Annotated in this window: 10 protein-coding genes; 8 read left to right on the top strand and 2 right to left on the bottom strand. The window is 62.2% G+C overall.

What is annotated here, in order from left to right; all coding sequences use genetic code 11:
- Positions 1-113 precede the first annotated feature (113 nt).
- Positions 114-2,384, bottom strand: coding sequence for a bifunctional 23S rRNA (guanine(2069)-N(7))-methyltransferase RlmK/23S rRNA (guanine(2445)-N(2))-methyltransferase RlmL (gene rlmKL, locus AC0R79_RS10230; protein WP_474734293.1), 2,271 nt, complete (start codon positions 2,382-2,384; stop codon positions 114-116).
- A 530-nt stretch (positions 2,385-2,914) separates the two neighbouring features.
- Here rlmKL and rmf point away from each other — a divergent pair.
- Complete coding sequence (gene rmf / locus AC0R79_RS10225) at positions 2,915-3,130, top strand: ribosome modulation factor (RefSeq protein ID WP_003223300.1); 216 nt, start codon at positions 2,915-2,917, stop codon at positions 3,128-3,130.
- A 138-nt stretch (positions 3,131-3,268) separates the two neighbouring features.
- Here rmf and AC0R79_RS10220 read toward each other — a convergent pair whose 3' ends face one another.
- Positions 3,269-4,288 carry a quinone-dependent dihydroorotate dehydrogenase gene (locus AC0R79_RS10220; protein ID WP_007952033.1) on the bottom strand — a complete coding sequence of 340 codons (1,020 nt, stop codon included), beginning with the start codon at positions 4,286-4,288 and terminating at the stop codon, positions 3,269-3,271.
- A 222-nt stretch (positions 4,289-4,510) separates the two neighbouring features.
- Between AC0R79_RS10220 and AC0R79_RS10215 the strand changes: the two genes are divergently transcribed.
- The 7 genes from AC0R79_RS10215 to AC0R79_RS10185 all read left to right on the top strand — a co-directional run bounded on the left by AC0R79_RS10215 (position 4,511) and on the right by AC0R79_RS10185 (position 15,349).
- Positions 4,511-5,722 carry a CmpA/NrtA family ABC transporter substrate-binding protein gene (locus AC0R79_RS10215; protein ID WP_375746281.1) on the top strand — a complete coding sequence of 404 codons (1,212 nt, stop codon included), beginning with the start codon at positions 4,511-4,513 and terminating at the stop codon, positions 5,720-5,722.
- A 15-nt stretch (positions 5,723-5,737) separates the two neighbouring features.
- Complete coding sequence (locus AC0R79_RS10210) at positions 5,738-6,313, top strand: ANTAR domain-containing response regulator (protein WP_007916390.1); 576 nt, start codon at positions 5,738-5,740, stop codon at positions 6,311-6,313.
- 355 nt (positions 6,314-6,668) lie between these two features.
- Positions 6,669-7,880 (top strand): nitrate/nitrite transporter, encoded by a 1,212-nt coding sequence (locus AC0R79_RS10205; RefSeq protein ID WP_102686943.1) that lies wholly within the window; start codon positions 6,669-6,671, stop codon positions 7,878-7,880.
- Positions 7,881-7,887: 7 nt separating this feature from the next.
- Positions 7,888-9,558: a bifunctional protein-serine/threonine kinase/phosphatase gene (locus tag AC0R79_RS10200; RefSeq protein ID WP_474734291.1), complete on the top strand. Its 1,671-nt coding sequence runs from the start codon at positions 7,888-7,890 to the stop codon at positions 9,556-9,558.
- A 309-nt stretch (positions 9,559-9,867) separates the two neighbouring features.
- Complete coding sequence (gene nirB, locus AC0R79_RS10195; protein WP_474734289.1) at positions 9,868-12,321, top strand: nitrite reductase large subunit NirB; 2,454 nt, start codon at positions 9,868-9,870, stop codon at positions 12,319-12,321.
- Positions 12,318-12,635, top strand: a complete 318-nt coding sequence (gene nirD / locus AC0R79_RS10190) for a nitrite reductase small subunit NirD (RefSeq protein WP_474734287.1) — start codon at positions 12,318-12,320, stop codon at positions 12,633-12,635. The genes nirB and nirD overlap by 4 nt, the downstream gene beginning before the upstream one ends.
- Positions 12,635-15,349, top strand: coding sequence for a nitrate reductase (locus AC0R79_RS10185; RefSeq protein WP_474734286.1), 2,715 nt, complete (start codon positions 12,635-12,637; stop codon positions 15,347-15,349). The genes nirD and AC0R79_RS10185 overlap by 1 nt, the downstream gene beginning before the upstream one ends.
- Positions 15,350-15,353 lie beyond the last annotated feature (4 nt).

Here is a 15,353-nt window from a genome sequence, read left to right as displayed (position 1 = left end):
AAACCCCATCGGCCGTGTGTGAGTTATAGCTATTAGCCACTAATTTGGCTAGCTCTGAACGGATCCAAGAGCCTTTAAAAATCAAGACTCTGTGGATCCAATTTTGCAGAGTGTCAACGAGCCGTGATTTTCCAGGCGCGGTGGATCTTGCCGTTGCGGGCGAAATCCGGGTCGATGGTGCTGGCGGTGATTTCCTCGACCGCGTAACGCTCGGCCAGGTTGTCTTCAAGATGGAACTTGCGGAAGTTGTTGGAGAAATACAACACCCCGCCCGCTGCCAGCCGCGCCATGGCCAGGTCGATCAACTGCACTTGGTCACGCTGCACGTCGAAGATGCCTTCCATGCGCTTGGAGTTGGAGAAGGTCGGCGGATCGATGAAGATCAGGTCGTATTCGTCGCGGGAATTCTCCAGCCACGCCATCACATCGCCCTGCTCCAGACGGTTCTTGTCGGAGAAACCGTTGAGCGACAGGTTGCGGCGCGCCCAGTCGAGGTAGGTTTTCGACAGGTCGACGCTGGTGGTGCTGCGCGCGCCGCCCTTGGCTGCGTGGACGGAAGCGGTCGCGGTGTAGCAGAACAGGTTGAGGAAGCGCTTGCCGGCGGCCTCTTTCTGAATCCGCATGCGCATCGGCCGGTGATCGAGGAACAGCCCGGTGTCGAGGTAGTCGGTGAGGTTGACCAGCAACTTCACGCCGCCCTCGGTCACTTCATTGAACTTGCCCTGAGCCGCCTGACGCTCGTACTGCTTGGTGCCGCTCTGACGCTCGCGGCGCTTGACCACCACGCGGCTCTTGTCGATGTTCAGCGCCTGCGGGATGGCCGCCAACGCATCGAACATGCGAATCGAGGCCTTTTCCGGGTCGATCGACTTCGGCGCGGCGTATTCCTGAACGTGCACCCAGTCGTGGTACAGGTCGATGGCCATGGCGTATTCCGGCATGTCCGCATCGTAGACGCGGTAGCAGTCGATGCCTTCGCGCTTGACCCACTTGCCCATCGCCTTGAGGTTCTTCTGCAGGCGGTTGGCAAACATCTGCCCGCCTTCGCTCAGGCGCGGCTGCTCGATCACGGGCGCCGGGGCCGGCGTCGGTTTGATCGGGTTGCCGTTCTTGTTGAACTTGCGCTCTTGCGGCTCGTTCGGCGTCTGATCGTAAGCGGCTTGCTCGCGCTCGGCCTGACGCTGTTCCGGGGTGCGGCGCTCGCCGGTGACGAACTGATCCGGCAGGACCTTGATCAACAGCAGCTTGCACGGCAGCGCGCCGTTCCAGAACGAATACTGTTTGTGGCTGCGGATCCCCATGCGCTTGCCCAGGTCCGGCGCGCCGGTGAACACCGCCGCTTCCCAGTTCAGGCAGGCCTGACGCAGACGCTCGCCGAGGTTCTGGTAGAGGTACAACAGGCTGGCTTCATCACCCAGACGCTCGCCGTACGGCGGGTTGCAGATGACCAGGCCTTTCTGGTTCTGGTCCGGACGCGGTTCGAAGGTCGCGACTTCGCCCTGATAGATCTTGATCCACTCGCTCAGGCCGGCGCGTTCGACGTTGTTGCGGCCCGGCTGGATCAGCCGTGGGTCGGCTTCATAACCACGAATCCACAGCGGCGGCTTGGCCAGACCGGCAGCGGCGCGCTCGACCGCTTCTTCATGCAGTTTTTTCCACAGCGCCGGTACGTGGCCCAGCCAGGCGGTGAAGCCCCACTGCTCGCGACGCAGGTTCGGCGCCATGTCGGCGGCGATCATGCCGGCTTCGACCAGGAACGTGCCGACACCGCACATCGGGTCAGCCAGCGCGCCACCTTCGGCGGCAATGCGCGGCCAGCCGGAACGGATCAGGATCGCGGCCGCCAGGTTTTCCTTCAGCGGCGCAGCGCCCTGCTGCAAGCGGTAGCCGCGCTGGTGCAGGCTGTGGCCGGAGAGGTCGAGGGACAGAATCGCTTCGCCACGATCCAGACGCAGGTGAATGCGCAGGTCCGGGTTGAGCTTGTCGATGCTTGGGCGGTCGCCCTGCGGGGTGCGCAGTTTGTCGACGATGGCGTCCTTGACCTTCAGGGCGCCGAAGTGAGTGTTGTCGATGCCCGAACCATGGCCGCTGAATTCCACGGCCAGGGTGCCGTCGGCCAGCATGTGGTCCTGCCAGTCGACGTCGAGCACGCCGTGGTACAGGTCTTCGGCGTTTTTCATCGGGAAGCGCTTGAGCACCAGCAGCACCCGGTTGGCCAGACGCGACCACAGGCACAGGCGATAAGCGGTTTCCATGGTCGCCATGCCACGCACGGCGGAAGTGTGTTCGCGGGCCTCTTCAAGGCCAAGCCCGACGGCTTCCTCGATGAGCAGGCCTTCAAGGCCTTTGGGGCAAGTGAGGAAGAGTTCGAAACGGTCGGACATGGTTTTTCCAGAGCCTTTGGCTAATGAATCGGCAACGCATTGCCGATCCGGTTTTCAATCAGGCGCTTTTCTACAAGAGCGCCCGCGTGGCACGAAGGTGTGCCGTTCCATCCCCGCTGCTCGGGTTAAAAGAGCTTAGATGCCGGGACAGATAAAAAAGTTGAAGCAACAAAATGACTCAAAGCAACCCTTCGTCGAATAGTACCCCAGCGTAAACGTGGGTCATTCTCACTAAAGGATTAACCTCATCATCCAGCGCGGGGCCGATCATACCGGGGTTTGGCCAACAAACACTGGATAAATACGCGGTTACTTATGGCCATAGCATCTTTTTCGTTACGTCCTTATGACAAAACGGTCATTCCATCGATGTGACTCATTGGTTAGAACTGGACACAGGTTGACGTCGCAACGGCGTCAACACCTTGGCTCGCCACGCCGGCAGCGAGCCGCCAACGGCAGAGTTTTTCTGCCAGACCTCAATTGAGGTCGACGCGACAAAAACAGTCAACAAGTGAGGGAAACACCCTATGAGAAGACTTAAGCGTGATCCGTTGGAAAGAGCATTTTTGCGCGGATATCAATATGGCGTTGGTGGCAAATCCCGTGAGCTTTGCCCATTTACTCTACCGTCGGTACGTCAAGCCTGGATCAACGGCTGGCGAGAAGGACGCGGCGACAACTGGGACGGTATGACCGGCACTGCGGGAATCCACAGACTCAACGAACTTCACGCCGTCGGCTGACACAGGGCACTTATTCCGACACGACAATCTGATTTCGTAACAACCTGATCACCATGCACGTCCTTCCCGGACGGCGGGCTACGGCCCAAGGGCTCCTTCGAGGAGCCCTTTTTTATGCCTGCCTTTTATGTCCGCCGATCAGCGCTTGGCGGCGATCGCGTCCACGGACTCGCGAATCAGCGCCGGGCCCTTATAGATGAAGCCGGAGTAGATCTGCACCAGGCTCGCGCCGGCAGCGATCTTCTCGGCCGCATGCTTGCCTTCGGTGATGCCGCCCGCTGCGATGATCGGCAGCTTGCCGCCCAGCTCGGACGCCAGCACTTTCACGGTGTGGGTGCTCTTCTCACGCACCGGCGCGCCGGACAGACCGCCCGCCTCGTCACCGTGTTCCATGCCTTCGACGCCCACGCGGCTGAGGGTGGTGTTGGTGGCGATCACCGCGTCCATCCCGGTTTCGATCAGCGCTTGCGCAACCTGAGCGGTTTCTTCGTCGGTCATGTCCGGCGCGATCTTGATCGCCAGCGGTACATGTTTGCCATGGCGCAGGGCCAGTTCAGCGCGGCGCGTGGCCAGATCCGCCAGCAATTGCTTGAGCGAGTCGCCAAATTGCAGGCTGCGCAGGCCCGGGGTGTTCGGCGAGCTGACGTTGACCGTGACGTAACTGGCGTGGGCGTAGACCTTGTCCAGGCAGATCAGGTAGTCATCCACCGCGCGCTCGACCGGGGTGTCGAAGTTCTTGCCGATGTTGATCCCCAGCACGCCCTTGTATTTGGCCGCCGCCACCCGCGCCAGCAGGTTATCCACGCCGAGGTTGTTGAAACCCATGCGGTTGATGATCGCCTCGGCTTCCGGCAGGCGGAAAATCCGTGGTTTCGGGTTGCCCGGCTGCGGACGCGGGGTCACAGTGCCGATTTCGACAAAACCGAAACCCAGTTGCGCAAAGCCGTCGATGGCCGCGCCGTTCTTGTCCAGACCGGCCGCCAGACCCACAGGGTTCGGGAACTCCAGGCCCATGACATTCACCGGCAGCGACGCCGGGGCCTTGCACAGCAAGCCGTTGAGGCCCAAACGCCCGCCCGCGCCGATCAGATCCAGCGACAGATCGTGGGAGGTTTCCGGGGAAAGTTTGAACAACAGCTGACGGGCCAGGGTGTACATGGGCGGCTATGACTCGGGCGGCGAAAAGAGGCGGCGATTATAGCCGGGCATCGCCCCGCCGCGCGAGGCGCACGGGTAAATCCGTGCGCATGGCATATGCCTTGCACCTTCCTCGGCATCAGCCCGCAGGCCAATGGTGGCGTGCAGGCAAGGACAATGGCGTCGTCTCTCGGTTTTGCGCGGGCAAAGCCCGGGACGACGTTTTTTTTGAGGGTAGCTTTCATGACTCAAACCTCCGCCGGGCCGCTGGCCTGGGTCAACGGCAGCGATGCCCCGGAAAAAAGCGCGATCAACCTCGGTTTCATGGCCCTGAGCGACTGCGCCTCGCTGGTGGTCGCCGCCACTCAAGGCTTTGCTCAGCCTTACGGGTTGACCCTGAATCTCAAGCGCCAGAGTTCCTGGGCCAACCTGCGGGACAATCTGGTCAGCGGCGAACTCGATGCTGCCCACAGCCTTTACGGTCTGATCTACGCGGTGCACCTGGGCATCGGTGGTGTCGCGCCGACCGACATGGCGGTGCTGATGGGCCTGAATCAGAACGGTCAGAGCCTGAACCTGTCCCACGGTTTGCAAGGCCTGGGCGTGACCGGTCCTGAAGCGCTGCACCACCATGTGCACCAAACCCGCGCAAAACTGACTTTCGCCCAGACCTTCCCGACCGGCACCCATGCCATGTGGCTGTATTACTGGCTGGCGAGCCAGGGCATCCATCCATTGCAGGATGTCGACAGCGTGGTCGTACCGCCACCGCAAATGGTCGCGCACTTGCAGGCCGGACGCATCGATGGCCTCTGCGTTGGCGAGCCGTGGGCGGCCAGCGCCGTGCAGCAGGATCTCGGTTTCACGCTGGCGACCAGCCAGACCATCTGGCCCGATCACCCGGAAAAAGTCCTCGGCTGCACCCGCGCCTTCGTCGAGCAATACCCCAACACCGCCCGCGCGCTGGTGATGGCGATCCTCGAAGCCAGCCGTTTCATCGAAGAAAGCCCGGAAAACCGCCGCAGCACCGCGCAGTTGCTGAGCGCTGCGGAATACCTCGACGCCCCGGTGTCCTGCATCGAGCCGCGCTTTCTCGGCGACTACGACGATGGGCTGGGCAATCGCTGGCAGGACCCGCACGCCTTGCGCTTTCACGGCGATGGCGCGGTGAATCTGCCGTATCTCTCGGATGGCATGTGGTTCATGACTCAGTTTCGCCGTTGGGGTTTGCTGCGCGATGACCCGGATTACCTCGCCGTCGCCCGTCAGGTGCAGCAACTGGAGATCTATCGCGACGCGGCGACTGCTGTGGGCGTCGCGGCCTGGGGCAAGGACATGCGCAGCAGCCAGTTGATCGACGGCAAGATCTGGGACGGCAGCGACCCGGCCGCCTACGCCCGAAGCTTCAAGCTCCACGCGCTGAACGACAGCGCACCCCTTCTCGCCCACCGCTGACAGGAGACCGCGAACATGCTGCGCATTCTGCTGATCAACGACACCGCGAAAAAAGTCGGACGCCTGAAAGCCGCGCTGACCGAGGCCGGTTTCGAGGTGATCGACGAGTCGGGCCTGACCATCGACCTGCCGGCGCGCGTCGAAACGGTGCGCCCGGACGTGATCCTGATCGATACCGAGTCACCGAGTCGCGATGTGATGGAGCAAGTGGTGCTGGTCAGCCGCGACCAGCCCCGGCCGATCGTGATGTTCACCGACGAGCATGATCCCGGCGTGATGCGTCAGGCGATCAAGTCCGGGGTCAGTGCCTACATCGTCGAAGGCATTCACGCACAACGCCTGCAGCCGATTCTCGACGTGGCCATGGCCCGCTTCGAAAGCGACCAGGCCTTGCGCGCCCAGCTACAGGCTCGCGACCAGCAACTGGCCGAGCGCAAGCGCATCGAACTGGCCAAGGGCCTGCTGATGAAAATGAAGGACTGCAACGAAGAAGAGGCCTACACCCTGATGCGCCGCCAGGCCATGAGCCGCCAGCAGAAACTGATTCAGGTGGCGGAACAGATCATTGCCATGAGCGAGTTGCTCGGCTGAAGCCTTGCCCTGCCTTGATCGTTCCCACGCTCCGCGTGGGAATGCAGCCATGGACGCTCCGCGTCCGCTTCAGAGCATGACGCAGAGCGTCACCGAATGCGTTCCCACGCAGAGCATGGGAACGAGCCACATCGATGTGGCACAAATCTCGCTAAGCAATCCCTACAGGTAACCAACGGCGGTTGCCCCACCTACGACAAAGACGTCGCTCACCTTCTTCGCCCCTTTCGGCGATCCGGGTAGCGGCGTTTTTGCGTTTTGGCCCCACAGCCCGGGGCCGGTGGTGCGGCCGTGGTGGCGCCCCACTGTGCTGGTTCTGACTCCTTCTCGAGATTCTCTACAGCTGAGGTGCGCGATGAATAAAAGCTTCTGGAAATCCGGCCACACCCCGACCCTGTTCGCGGCCTTCCTGTATTTCGACCTGAGCTTCATGGTCTGGTACCTGCTCGGCCCGCTGGCGGTGCAGATTGCCGCCGACCTGCACCTGACCACCCAACAGCGTGGCCTCGTGGTCGCCACGCCGATTCTGGCCGGCGCGGTGCTGCGCTTTGCGATGGGCATGCTCGCCGATCGCCTGTCGCCGAAAACCGCCGGGCTGATCGGCCAGGTGATCGTGATCTGCGCACTGTTCGGTGCCTGGAAACTCGGCATCCACAGTTATGAACAGGCCCTGCTGCTCGGTTTGTTCCTCGGCATGGCCGGCGCTTCGTTCGCGGTGGCCCTGCCGCTGGCTTCGCAATGGTATCCGCCGGAGCATCAGGGCAAGGCGATGGGCATCGCTGGAGCCGGCAACTCCGGGACCGTGTTCGCGGCACTAATCGCCCCGGTACTCGCGGCGTCGTTTGGCTGGAGCAATGTATTCGGTTTCGCCCTGATTCCGCTGATCCTGACCCTGGTGCTGTTCGCCTGGCTGGCGAAAAACGCGCCGGAGCGGCCGAAAGCCAAGTCAATGGCCGACTACTTCAAGGCCCTGGGCGATCGTGACAGCTGGTGGTTCATGTTTTTCTACAGCGTCACCTTCGGTGGCTTCATCGGCCTGGCCAGCGCCCTGCCCGGCTACTTCAACGATCAATACGGTTTGAGCCCGGTGACCGCCGGTTATTACACCGCGGCCTGCGTGTTCGGTGGCAGCCTGATGCGTCCACTGGGCGGCGCGCTGGCTGATCGTTTCGGTGGGATTCGCACGCTGCTGGCGATGTATACGGTGGCCGCAGTTTGTATTGCAGCGGTCGGCTTCAACCTGCCAAGTTCCTACGCGGCGCTGGCACTTTTCGTCTGCACCATGCTCGGTCTCGGCGCAGGTAATGGCGCGGTGTTCCAACTGGTGCCGCAACGTTTCCGTCGCGAAATCGGCGTGATGACCGGACTGATCGGCATGGCCGGCGGCATCGGCGGTTTCGCTCTGGCAGCAGGCATGGGCGCGATCAAACAGAGCACCGGCAGCTATCAACTGGCGCTGTGGTTGTTTGCCAGCCTTGGCGTGCTGGCGTGGTTTGGCCTGCACGGGGTCAAACGTCGCTGGAGAACCACCTGGGGTTCGGCGGCCGTGACCGCTGCCCGGGTCTGAGGCCCGAATGGCTCTGCAACTGAGCTTCGCCGAAGCCAGCGCCACCGGCCCCCGCGCGGAAAACCAGGACGCCTTGCGCCTGGTCACTCCGGCCCCGGCGCTGGCGGCCAGCAAAGGGTTTCTGTTCGCCATCGCCGACGGCGTCAGCCAGTGCGCCGATGGCGGGCTGGCCGCGCGTTCGACCTTGCAGGCGCTGGCGCTGGACTACTACGCCACCCCGGAAACCTGGAGCGTGGCCCAGGCCCTCGATCGCCTGCTGCTCGCACAAAATCGCTGGTTGCAGGCCAACGGTGGCGGCCAGCCGCTGCTCACCACGGTCAGTGCGCTGGTCATGCGTGGCAGACGCTTCACGCTGGCGCATGTCGGAGATTGCCGGGTCTATCGCTGGCACGCCGAGACCTTGCAACGGATCAGTGAGGATCACGCCTGGGATCAACCGGGCATGCAGCATGTGCTCAAGCGGGCATTGGGGCTGGATCAGCATCTGGTGCTGGATTTTCTCGATGGCGAACTGCGTGACGGCGAATGTTTCGTGCTGCTCAGCGATGGCGTGTGGGCGGCGCTTGGTGATACCGCCATCGCCCGAATCCTGCGAGATCAACCGGACCTGCAAGGTGCCGCACAAACTCTGGTCAACGCTGCGCACCTGGCCGGCAGTCAGGACAATGCCAGTGCGATGTTGGTGCGGGTGGATGCTGTTGGCGAGGCCAGCCTCGGCGATGCGCTGATTCATTTGCAGCAGTGGCCGCTGCCCCCGCCGTTGAAACCGGGTCAGGCATTCGAAGGCTGGCAGGTGCAAGGGATCGTCGGTCAGAGCCAGCAATCATTGCTGTATCGCGTGCTCGATGGTCAGGGCCAGGCCTGGCTTTTGAAGACGTTGCCTGCACAACTGGCAGACGATGCCCAGGCTGGTCAGGCCTTGCTGGCGGAGGAATGGTTTCTCAAACGCGTCGCCGGGCGGCACTTCCCTGAAGTCCATAGCGCCGGCCAGCGTCAGCATTTGTACTACGTGATGCGTGAATATTCGGGGACGACCCTGGCTCAGTTGTTCGAGCAAAGCGGCCCGTTGCCACTGGCTCAGTGGCAGGATCTGGCCGAACGCCTGTTGCGGGCGGTCGGCCTTTTGCATCGACGGCAGATCCTGCACCGCGACATCAAACCGGAAAACCTGCACCTGGGGGACGACGGCGAGTTGCGCCTGCTGGATTTCGGTCTGGCGTATTGCCCCGGCCTGTCGCAAGACGCACCGTCAACCCTGCCCGGAACCCCGAGCTACATCGCGCCGGAAGCCTTTCAAAGCGCAGCACCCAGCGCACAACAGGATCTGTATGCGGTGGGCGTGACCTTGTATTTTTTGCTCACCGGGCATTTTCCCTACGGCGAGATCGAAGCCTTCCAGCGCCCGCGTTTCGGGGTGCCGGTGAGTGCCGGCCGCTATCGCCCGGATCTGCCGGAGTGGCTGGCGCAGTGCCTGGAGCGCGGTGTGGCAGCTGATCCTTTGCAACGTTATGAAACCGCCGAGGAATGGTTGCTGACACTGGAACAGGGTGAACGCCGCAGCCTGAATGTACGCCCTCGCCCCTTGCTGGAACGTGAGCCGCTGAAGGTCTGGCGGACGCTGACGTTACTGGCACTACTGGGCAATCTGGTGCTGCTGTTTCTGTTGTTTCATGGCTGATGCGGCGCTCCATTAACGAGCGTGCTGCTTCCATTCAGTGCAAAAACCACAACGAACATCTGGCCAATTCCAGCATTACCCCAGTGAATTCGCGGCCCGCCGCGACTTGGCACAACCACTGCATTAACGTTTTCAACTGACATAAAGCCCGGCCTTCAACGACGAAGGCCAGGCTTCCCGAGAGAACGGGACAAGGACAAAGGCGTCCTCGCTAGGTAACTGGCGGGACGCCTTTTTTGTTTGCGCCATTTTTGTCGAGCAAGGCCTGACTGCCCACAAGAGGCAAGCCCGATGCTCCCGGAGAACCTGATGAAAAAACTCAAACTGGTGATGATCGGCAACGGCATGGCCGGGGTCCGCACCCTGGAAGAACTGCTCAAGCTGAGCAACGAGCTGTACGACATCACGGTCTTCGGCGCCGAACCGCACACCAACTACAACCGCATCCTGTTGTCGCCGGTGCTGGCCGGCGAACAGACCTTCGAAGAAATCGTGCTCAACGACCTCGACTGGTACCTGGAAAACAACATCAAACTGCTGCTCAACCGCAAAGTGGTGGAGATCGACCGGGTCAAACGCCGGGTGATCGCCGAGGACGGCACCGAGGCCGAATACGATCGCCTGCTGATCGCCACCGGCTCGACCCCGTTCATCCTGCCGATCCCCGGCAACAACTTGCAGGGCGTGATCGGTTACCGCGACATCGCCGACACCCAGGCCATGATCGACACCGCAAAAACTCACAAGCACGCCGTGGTGATCGGCGGCGGCCTGCTCGGCCTCGAAGCCGCCAACGGCCTGATGCTGCGTGGCATGCACGTCACCGTGGTGCACCTCGGTGAATGGCTGCTGGAGCGGCAACTGGACAAGACCAGCGGCCAGCTCCTGCAAACCGCCCTCGAATCCCGTGGCCTGCACTTTCGCCTGTGCGAACAGACCCAGGCCCTGCACGACGCCGGCAATGGTCGCGTCGGCTCGGTGCAGTTCAAGAACGGCGACATCATTCCTGCCGATCTGGTGGTCATGGCCGCCGGCATTCGCCCCAATACCGAACTCGCGGAAAAGGCCGGCATCCCGTGCAACCGCGGGATTCTGGTCAACGACACCCTGCAAACCTACGACCCGCGCATCTATGCCATCGGCGAATGCGCCAGCCATCGCGGCATTGCCTACGGTCTGGTGGCACCGTTGTTCGAACAGGCCAAGGTCTGCGCCAACCATCTGGCTCAATTGGGTTTCGCCCGCTATCAGGGTTCGGTGACGTCGACCAAATTGAAGGTCACCGGCATCGACCTGTTTTCCGCCGGCGACTTCATGGGCGGTGAAGGCACCGAGACCATCACCCTCTCCGACCCGATCGGCGGGGTGTACAAAAAACTGGTGATCAAGGATGACGTGCTGGTCGGCGCCTGTCTGTACGGCGATACGGCAGATGGCGGTTGGTATTTCCGGCAGATTCGTGAGAATCACGCCATCGGCGAGATCCGCGATCATCTGATGTTTGGTGAAAACGCCCTCGGCGACGTAGGACATCAGGGCCAGGACAAAGCGATGAGCATGGCCGACAACTCCGAAGTCTGCGGCTGCAACGGCGTGTGCAAGGGCACCATCGTCAAGGCCATTCAGGAACACGGGCTGTTCAGCGTCGACGAAGTGAAGAAACACACCAAGGCCGCCAGTTCCTGCGGCTCCTGCGCCGGGCTGGTCGAGCAGATCCTGATCAACACCGTCGGCGGTGCGGCGGACGTCAAACCGAAAAGCGAAAAAGCCATCTGCGGTTGCAGCGACCTCAACCATGGCCAGATCCGCCAGGCGATTCGCGAACAGCATCTGCTGACCATCGCCGGCACCATGAGCTACCTCAACTGGCGCACCCCGAACGGCTGCGCTACCTGCCGCCCGGCCCTCAACTACTACCTGATTTCAACCTGGCCCGGCGAGGCCAAGGACGATCCGCAGTCGCGCCTGATCAACGAACGGGCCCACGCCAACATCCAGAAGGACGGCACTTATTCGGTGGTGCCACGGATGTGGGGCGGCGTGACCAACCCGTCGGAACTGCGGCGGATCGCCGACGTGGCGGACAAATACCAGGTGCCAATGGTCAAGGTCACCGGCGGTCAGCGCATCGACTTGCTGGGGATCAAGAAACAGGACCTGCCCGGCGTATGGAAAGACCTCGACATGCCGTCTGGTCACGCCTACGGCAAATCGATCCGCACCGTGAAAACCTGCGTCGGCAGCGAGTTCTGCCGCTTCGGCACGCAGAACTCGACTCAGTTGGGCATCGACCTCGAACACGACCTGTTCAACATGTGGTCGCCGCACAAAGTGAAGCTGGCGGTCTCCGGATGCCCACGCAACTGCTCGGAAGCGGGGATCAAGGACGTAGGAATCATCGGCGTCGATTCCGGCTGGGAGATGTACATCGGTGGCAACGGCGGGATCAAGACCGAAGTCGCCGAGTTCTTCGTCAAGCTCAAGACCGCCGAGGAAGTGCGCGAATACAACGGCGCGTTCCTGCAGTTGTACCGCGAGGAAGCCTTCTACCTCGAACGCACCGTGCACTACCTGCAACGGGTCGGCATGGAGCACATCAAGAAAGCCGTGCTGGAAGACCCCGAGCGCCGCAAGGCTCTGAACGAGCGCCTGCAATTCTCCCTGTCGTTCGAACAGGACCCGTGGAAAGAGCGCCTCGCCCAGCCGCAACTGAAGAAAGAATTCGACGTGATCCCCGTGAAAAACCTGGAGGTGCCGGCATGAACTGGCTCGATATCTGTGCCCTGGAAGAGATCAACGCCCTCGGTTCGCGGATCATCGCCGGGCCCAAAGGCGACATTGCGATCTTTCGCACAAGCGACGACGAAGTTTTCGCACTCGATGACCGCTGCCCGCACAAGGGCGGCCCATTGTCCCAAGGCCTGATCTACGGCAAGCGTGTCGCCTGCCCGCTGCACAACTGGCAGATCGACCTGCAATCCGGCGAAGCCCAGGCACCGGACGTCGGTTGCGCGCACCATCACCCGGCCCGGGTCGAAAACGGCCGCGTGCAATTGGCCCTGCGGGACGTCGTCTGATGAACCGCCAGACGACCGCCTCGACCTGCTGCTATTGCGGGGTCGGCTGCGGCGTGCTGATCGAGCATGACGGCGAGCGCATTCTCGGCGTAAGTGGCGATCCGGCGCATCCGGCCAACTTCGGCAAACTGTGCAGCAAAGGCTCGACCCTGCACCTGACCGGCGACCTGGCGGCCCGAGCGCTGTACCCGGAATTGCGCCTGGGCAAAGGCCTGGCGCGCAGTCGTTGCGACTGGGACACCGCGCTGGATCACGCCACCAACGTGTTCGCCGAAACCATCGCCGAACACGGCCCAGACAGCGTGGCGTTCTACATCTCCGGGCAATTGCTGACCGAGGATTACTACGCCTTCAACAAACTGGCGCGGGCGCTGGTCGGCACCAATAACATCGACAGCAATTCGCGGCTGTGCATGTCTTCGGCGGTGGTCGGCTACAAGCGCAGCCTCGGCGCCGACGCACCGCCGTGCAGCTACGAAGACCTGGAGTTGAGCGATTGCGTGGTGATCGTCGGCAGTAACATGGCCTACGCCCACCCGGTACTTTTTCGCCGCCTCGAAGAAGCCAAATCCCGCCGCCCGCAGATGAAAGTCGTCGTTATTGATCCACGGCGCACCGACACCTGCGATCTGGCGGACCTGCATCTGGCGATTCTGCCGGGCACCGATGTCGCGTTGTTCCATGGAATTTTGCATCTGCTGTTATGGGAAGACTGGGTCGACCGCGACTTCGTCCAGGCCCACACCGAAGGCCTCGCCGAGCTGAAAAGCCTGGTGCGCGATTACACCCCGGCGATGGTGTCGCAGCTGTGCGGGATCAGCGTCGAGCAGTTGCAGCAATGCGCCGAATGGATCGGCACCGCGCCGAGTTTTCTGTCGCTGTGGTGCATGGGCCTGAACCAGTCCACCGCAGGCAGCGCGAAGAACAGCGCGCTGATCAATCTGCACCTGGCCACCGGGCAAATCGGCCGGCCGGGTGCAGGACCTTTCTCCCTGACCGGTCAGCCGAATGCCATGGGGGGGCGCGAAACCGGCAGCCTTTCCAATCTGTTGCCCGGTCACCGTGAAGTCGCCAATCCAGAGCATCGCGCCGAAGTGGCGGCGTATTGGGGTGTGGATAAGCTGCCGGAAAACACCGGTCTCAGTGCCATCGAACTGTTTGAACAGGTGCGCAACGGCAAGATCAAGGCGCTGTGGATTGCCTGCACCAACCCCGCGCAATCGATGCCGGATCAGAACGCCGTGCGCGCCGCGCTGGAGACTTGTCCGTTCGTGGTGTTGCAGGAGGCGTTTCGCACCACCGAAACCGCAGCGTTTGCCGATCTGCTGTTGCCGGCGGCCAGTTGGGGCGAGAAGGAAGGTTCGGTGACCAACTCCGAACGGCGGATTTCCCACGTCCGCCAGGCCATTGCCGCACCGGGTGAAGCACGACCGGACTGGGCGATCACCGTAGATTTCGCACAACGCCTGGAGAAACGTCTGCGCCCGCAACAGCCGGGTCTGTTTGCGTTCGAGCAACCGGCGCAGCTTTTTGACGAGTACAAACAACTGACCCGGGGGCGCGATCTGGATTTGTCCGGGATCAGCCATTTGTTGATTGATGAGCTGGGGCCACAGCAATGGCCCTTCCCCGCTGGCGCCCGCCAAGGTACAGCCCGGCTGTATGGCGACGGGATCTTTCCTACAGCGAACGGGCGCGCGCGATTCGTTGCCGATCCCTATCGCGCCGCCAAAGAACAGCGCGACGCGCGCTTTCCACTGACCCTGATCACCGGCCGCCTGCGTGATCAATGGCACGGTATGAGCCGCACCGGTACCGCAGCGCAGTTGTTCGGCCATGTCAGCGAAGCCGTGTTGAGTCTGCATCCTGACGAGTTGCGCCGTCACCGCTTGCAGCCGGGGGATTTAGTGAATCTGAAAAGTCGTCGGGGCGCGGTGATTGTGGCGGTCGCCAGCGATGACAGCGTGCGTCCGGGCCAGGCGTTCCTGCCGATGCACTGGGGCGATCGTTTCCTCAAGGGCGGCGTGAACAGCCTGACCCTGCCCGCCTTCGATCCACTGTCGAAACAGCCGGAACTCAAGCATAGCGGTGTGCGGCTGGAACCGGTGGATTTGCCATGGCAACTGTTCGCACTGATCGAGGGCGATGTTCAACGGCATTTCGAGGCGCTTCGACCACTCTGTGAGGCGTTTTCCTACGCAAGTCTCAGCCTTGTCGGACGTGAACGGCCTGCGCTGCTGATACGCGCAGCCAGCGCCGCCGCACCCGATCCGCAATTGCTGGGTGAAATCGACCAGTGCCTGGCCCTGATCGAGGGGCCGGTGCTGGCCTATGACGATCCTCGCCGCGCCATTGGCAAACGGGTGCGCATCGAAAACGGGCGAATCACCGCGATCCGCCTGGCCGGCGAAACCCTCGCTCAGCACTGGTTGCAAGGCCTGTGGCTGGAGGGTCGTGCCGACGAACAACTGCGGCGCTGGCTGCTGGCACCGATGAGTGCGCCGCCGGGCAATGCCGGCGCGCAGGTTGTGGCGGACAAAACCTTGTGCAACTGCAAGAACGTCAGCCACAGCGCGGTCTGCGCCGGTATCCGTGAAGGTCTGGATCTGCAGGGTTTGAAAAATACATTGGGGTGCGGAACGCAATGCGGTTCCTGCGTCCCGGAAATCAAGCGTTTGCTGGCCGCCGAAGTGCGTCCGGTCGCCGTCATCTGAAGAG

The sequence above is a fragment of the Pseudomonas sp. HD57-3 genome (genome assembly GCF_056113135.1).
This window is presented reverse-complemented; position numbering and strand designations above follow the sequence as displayed.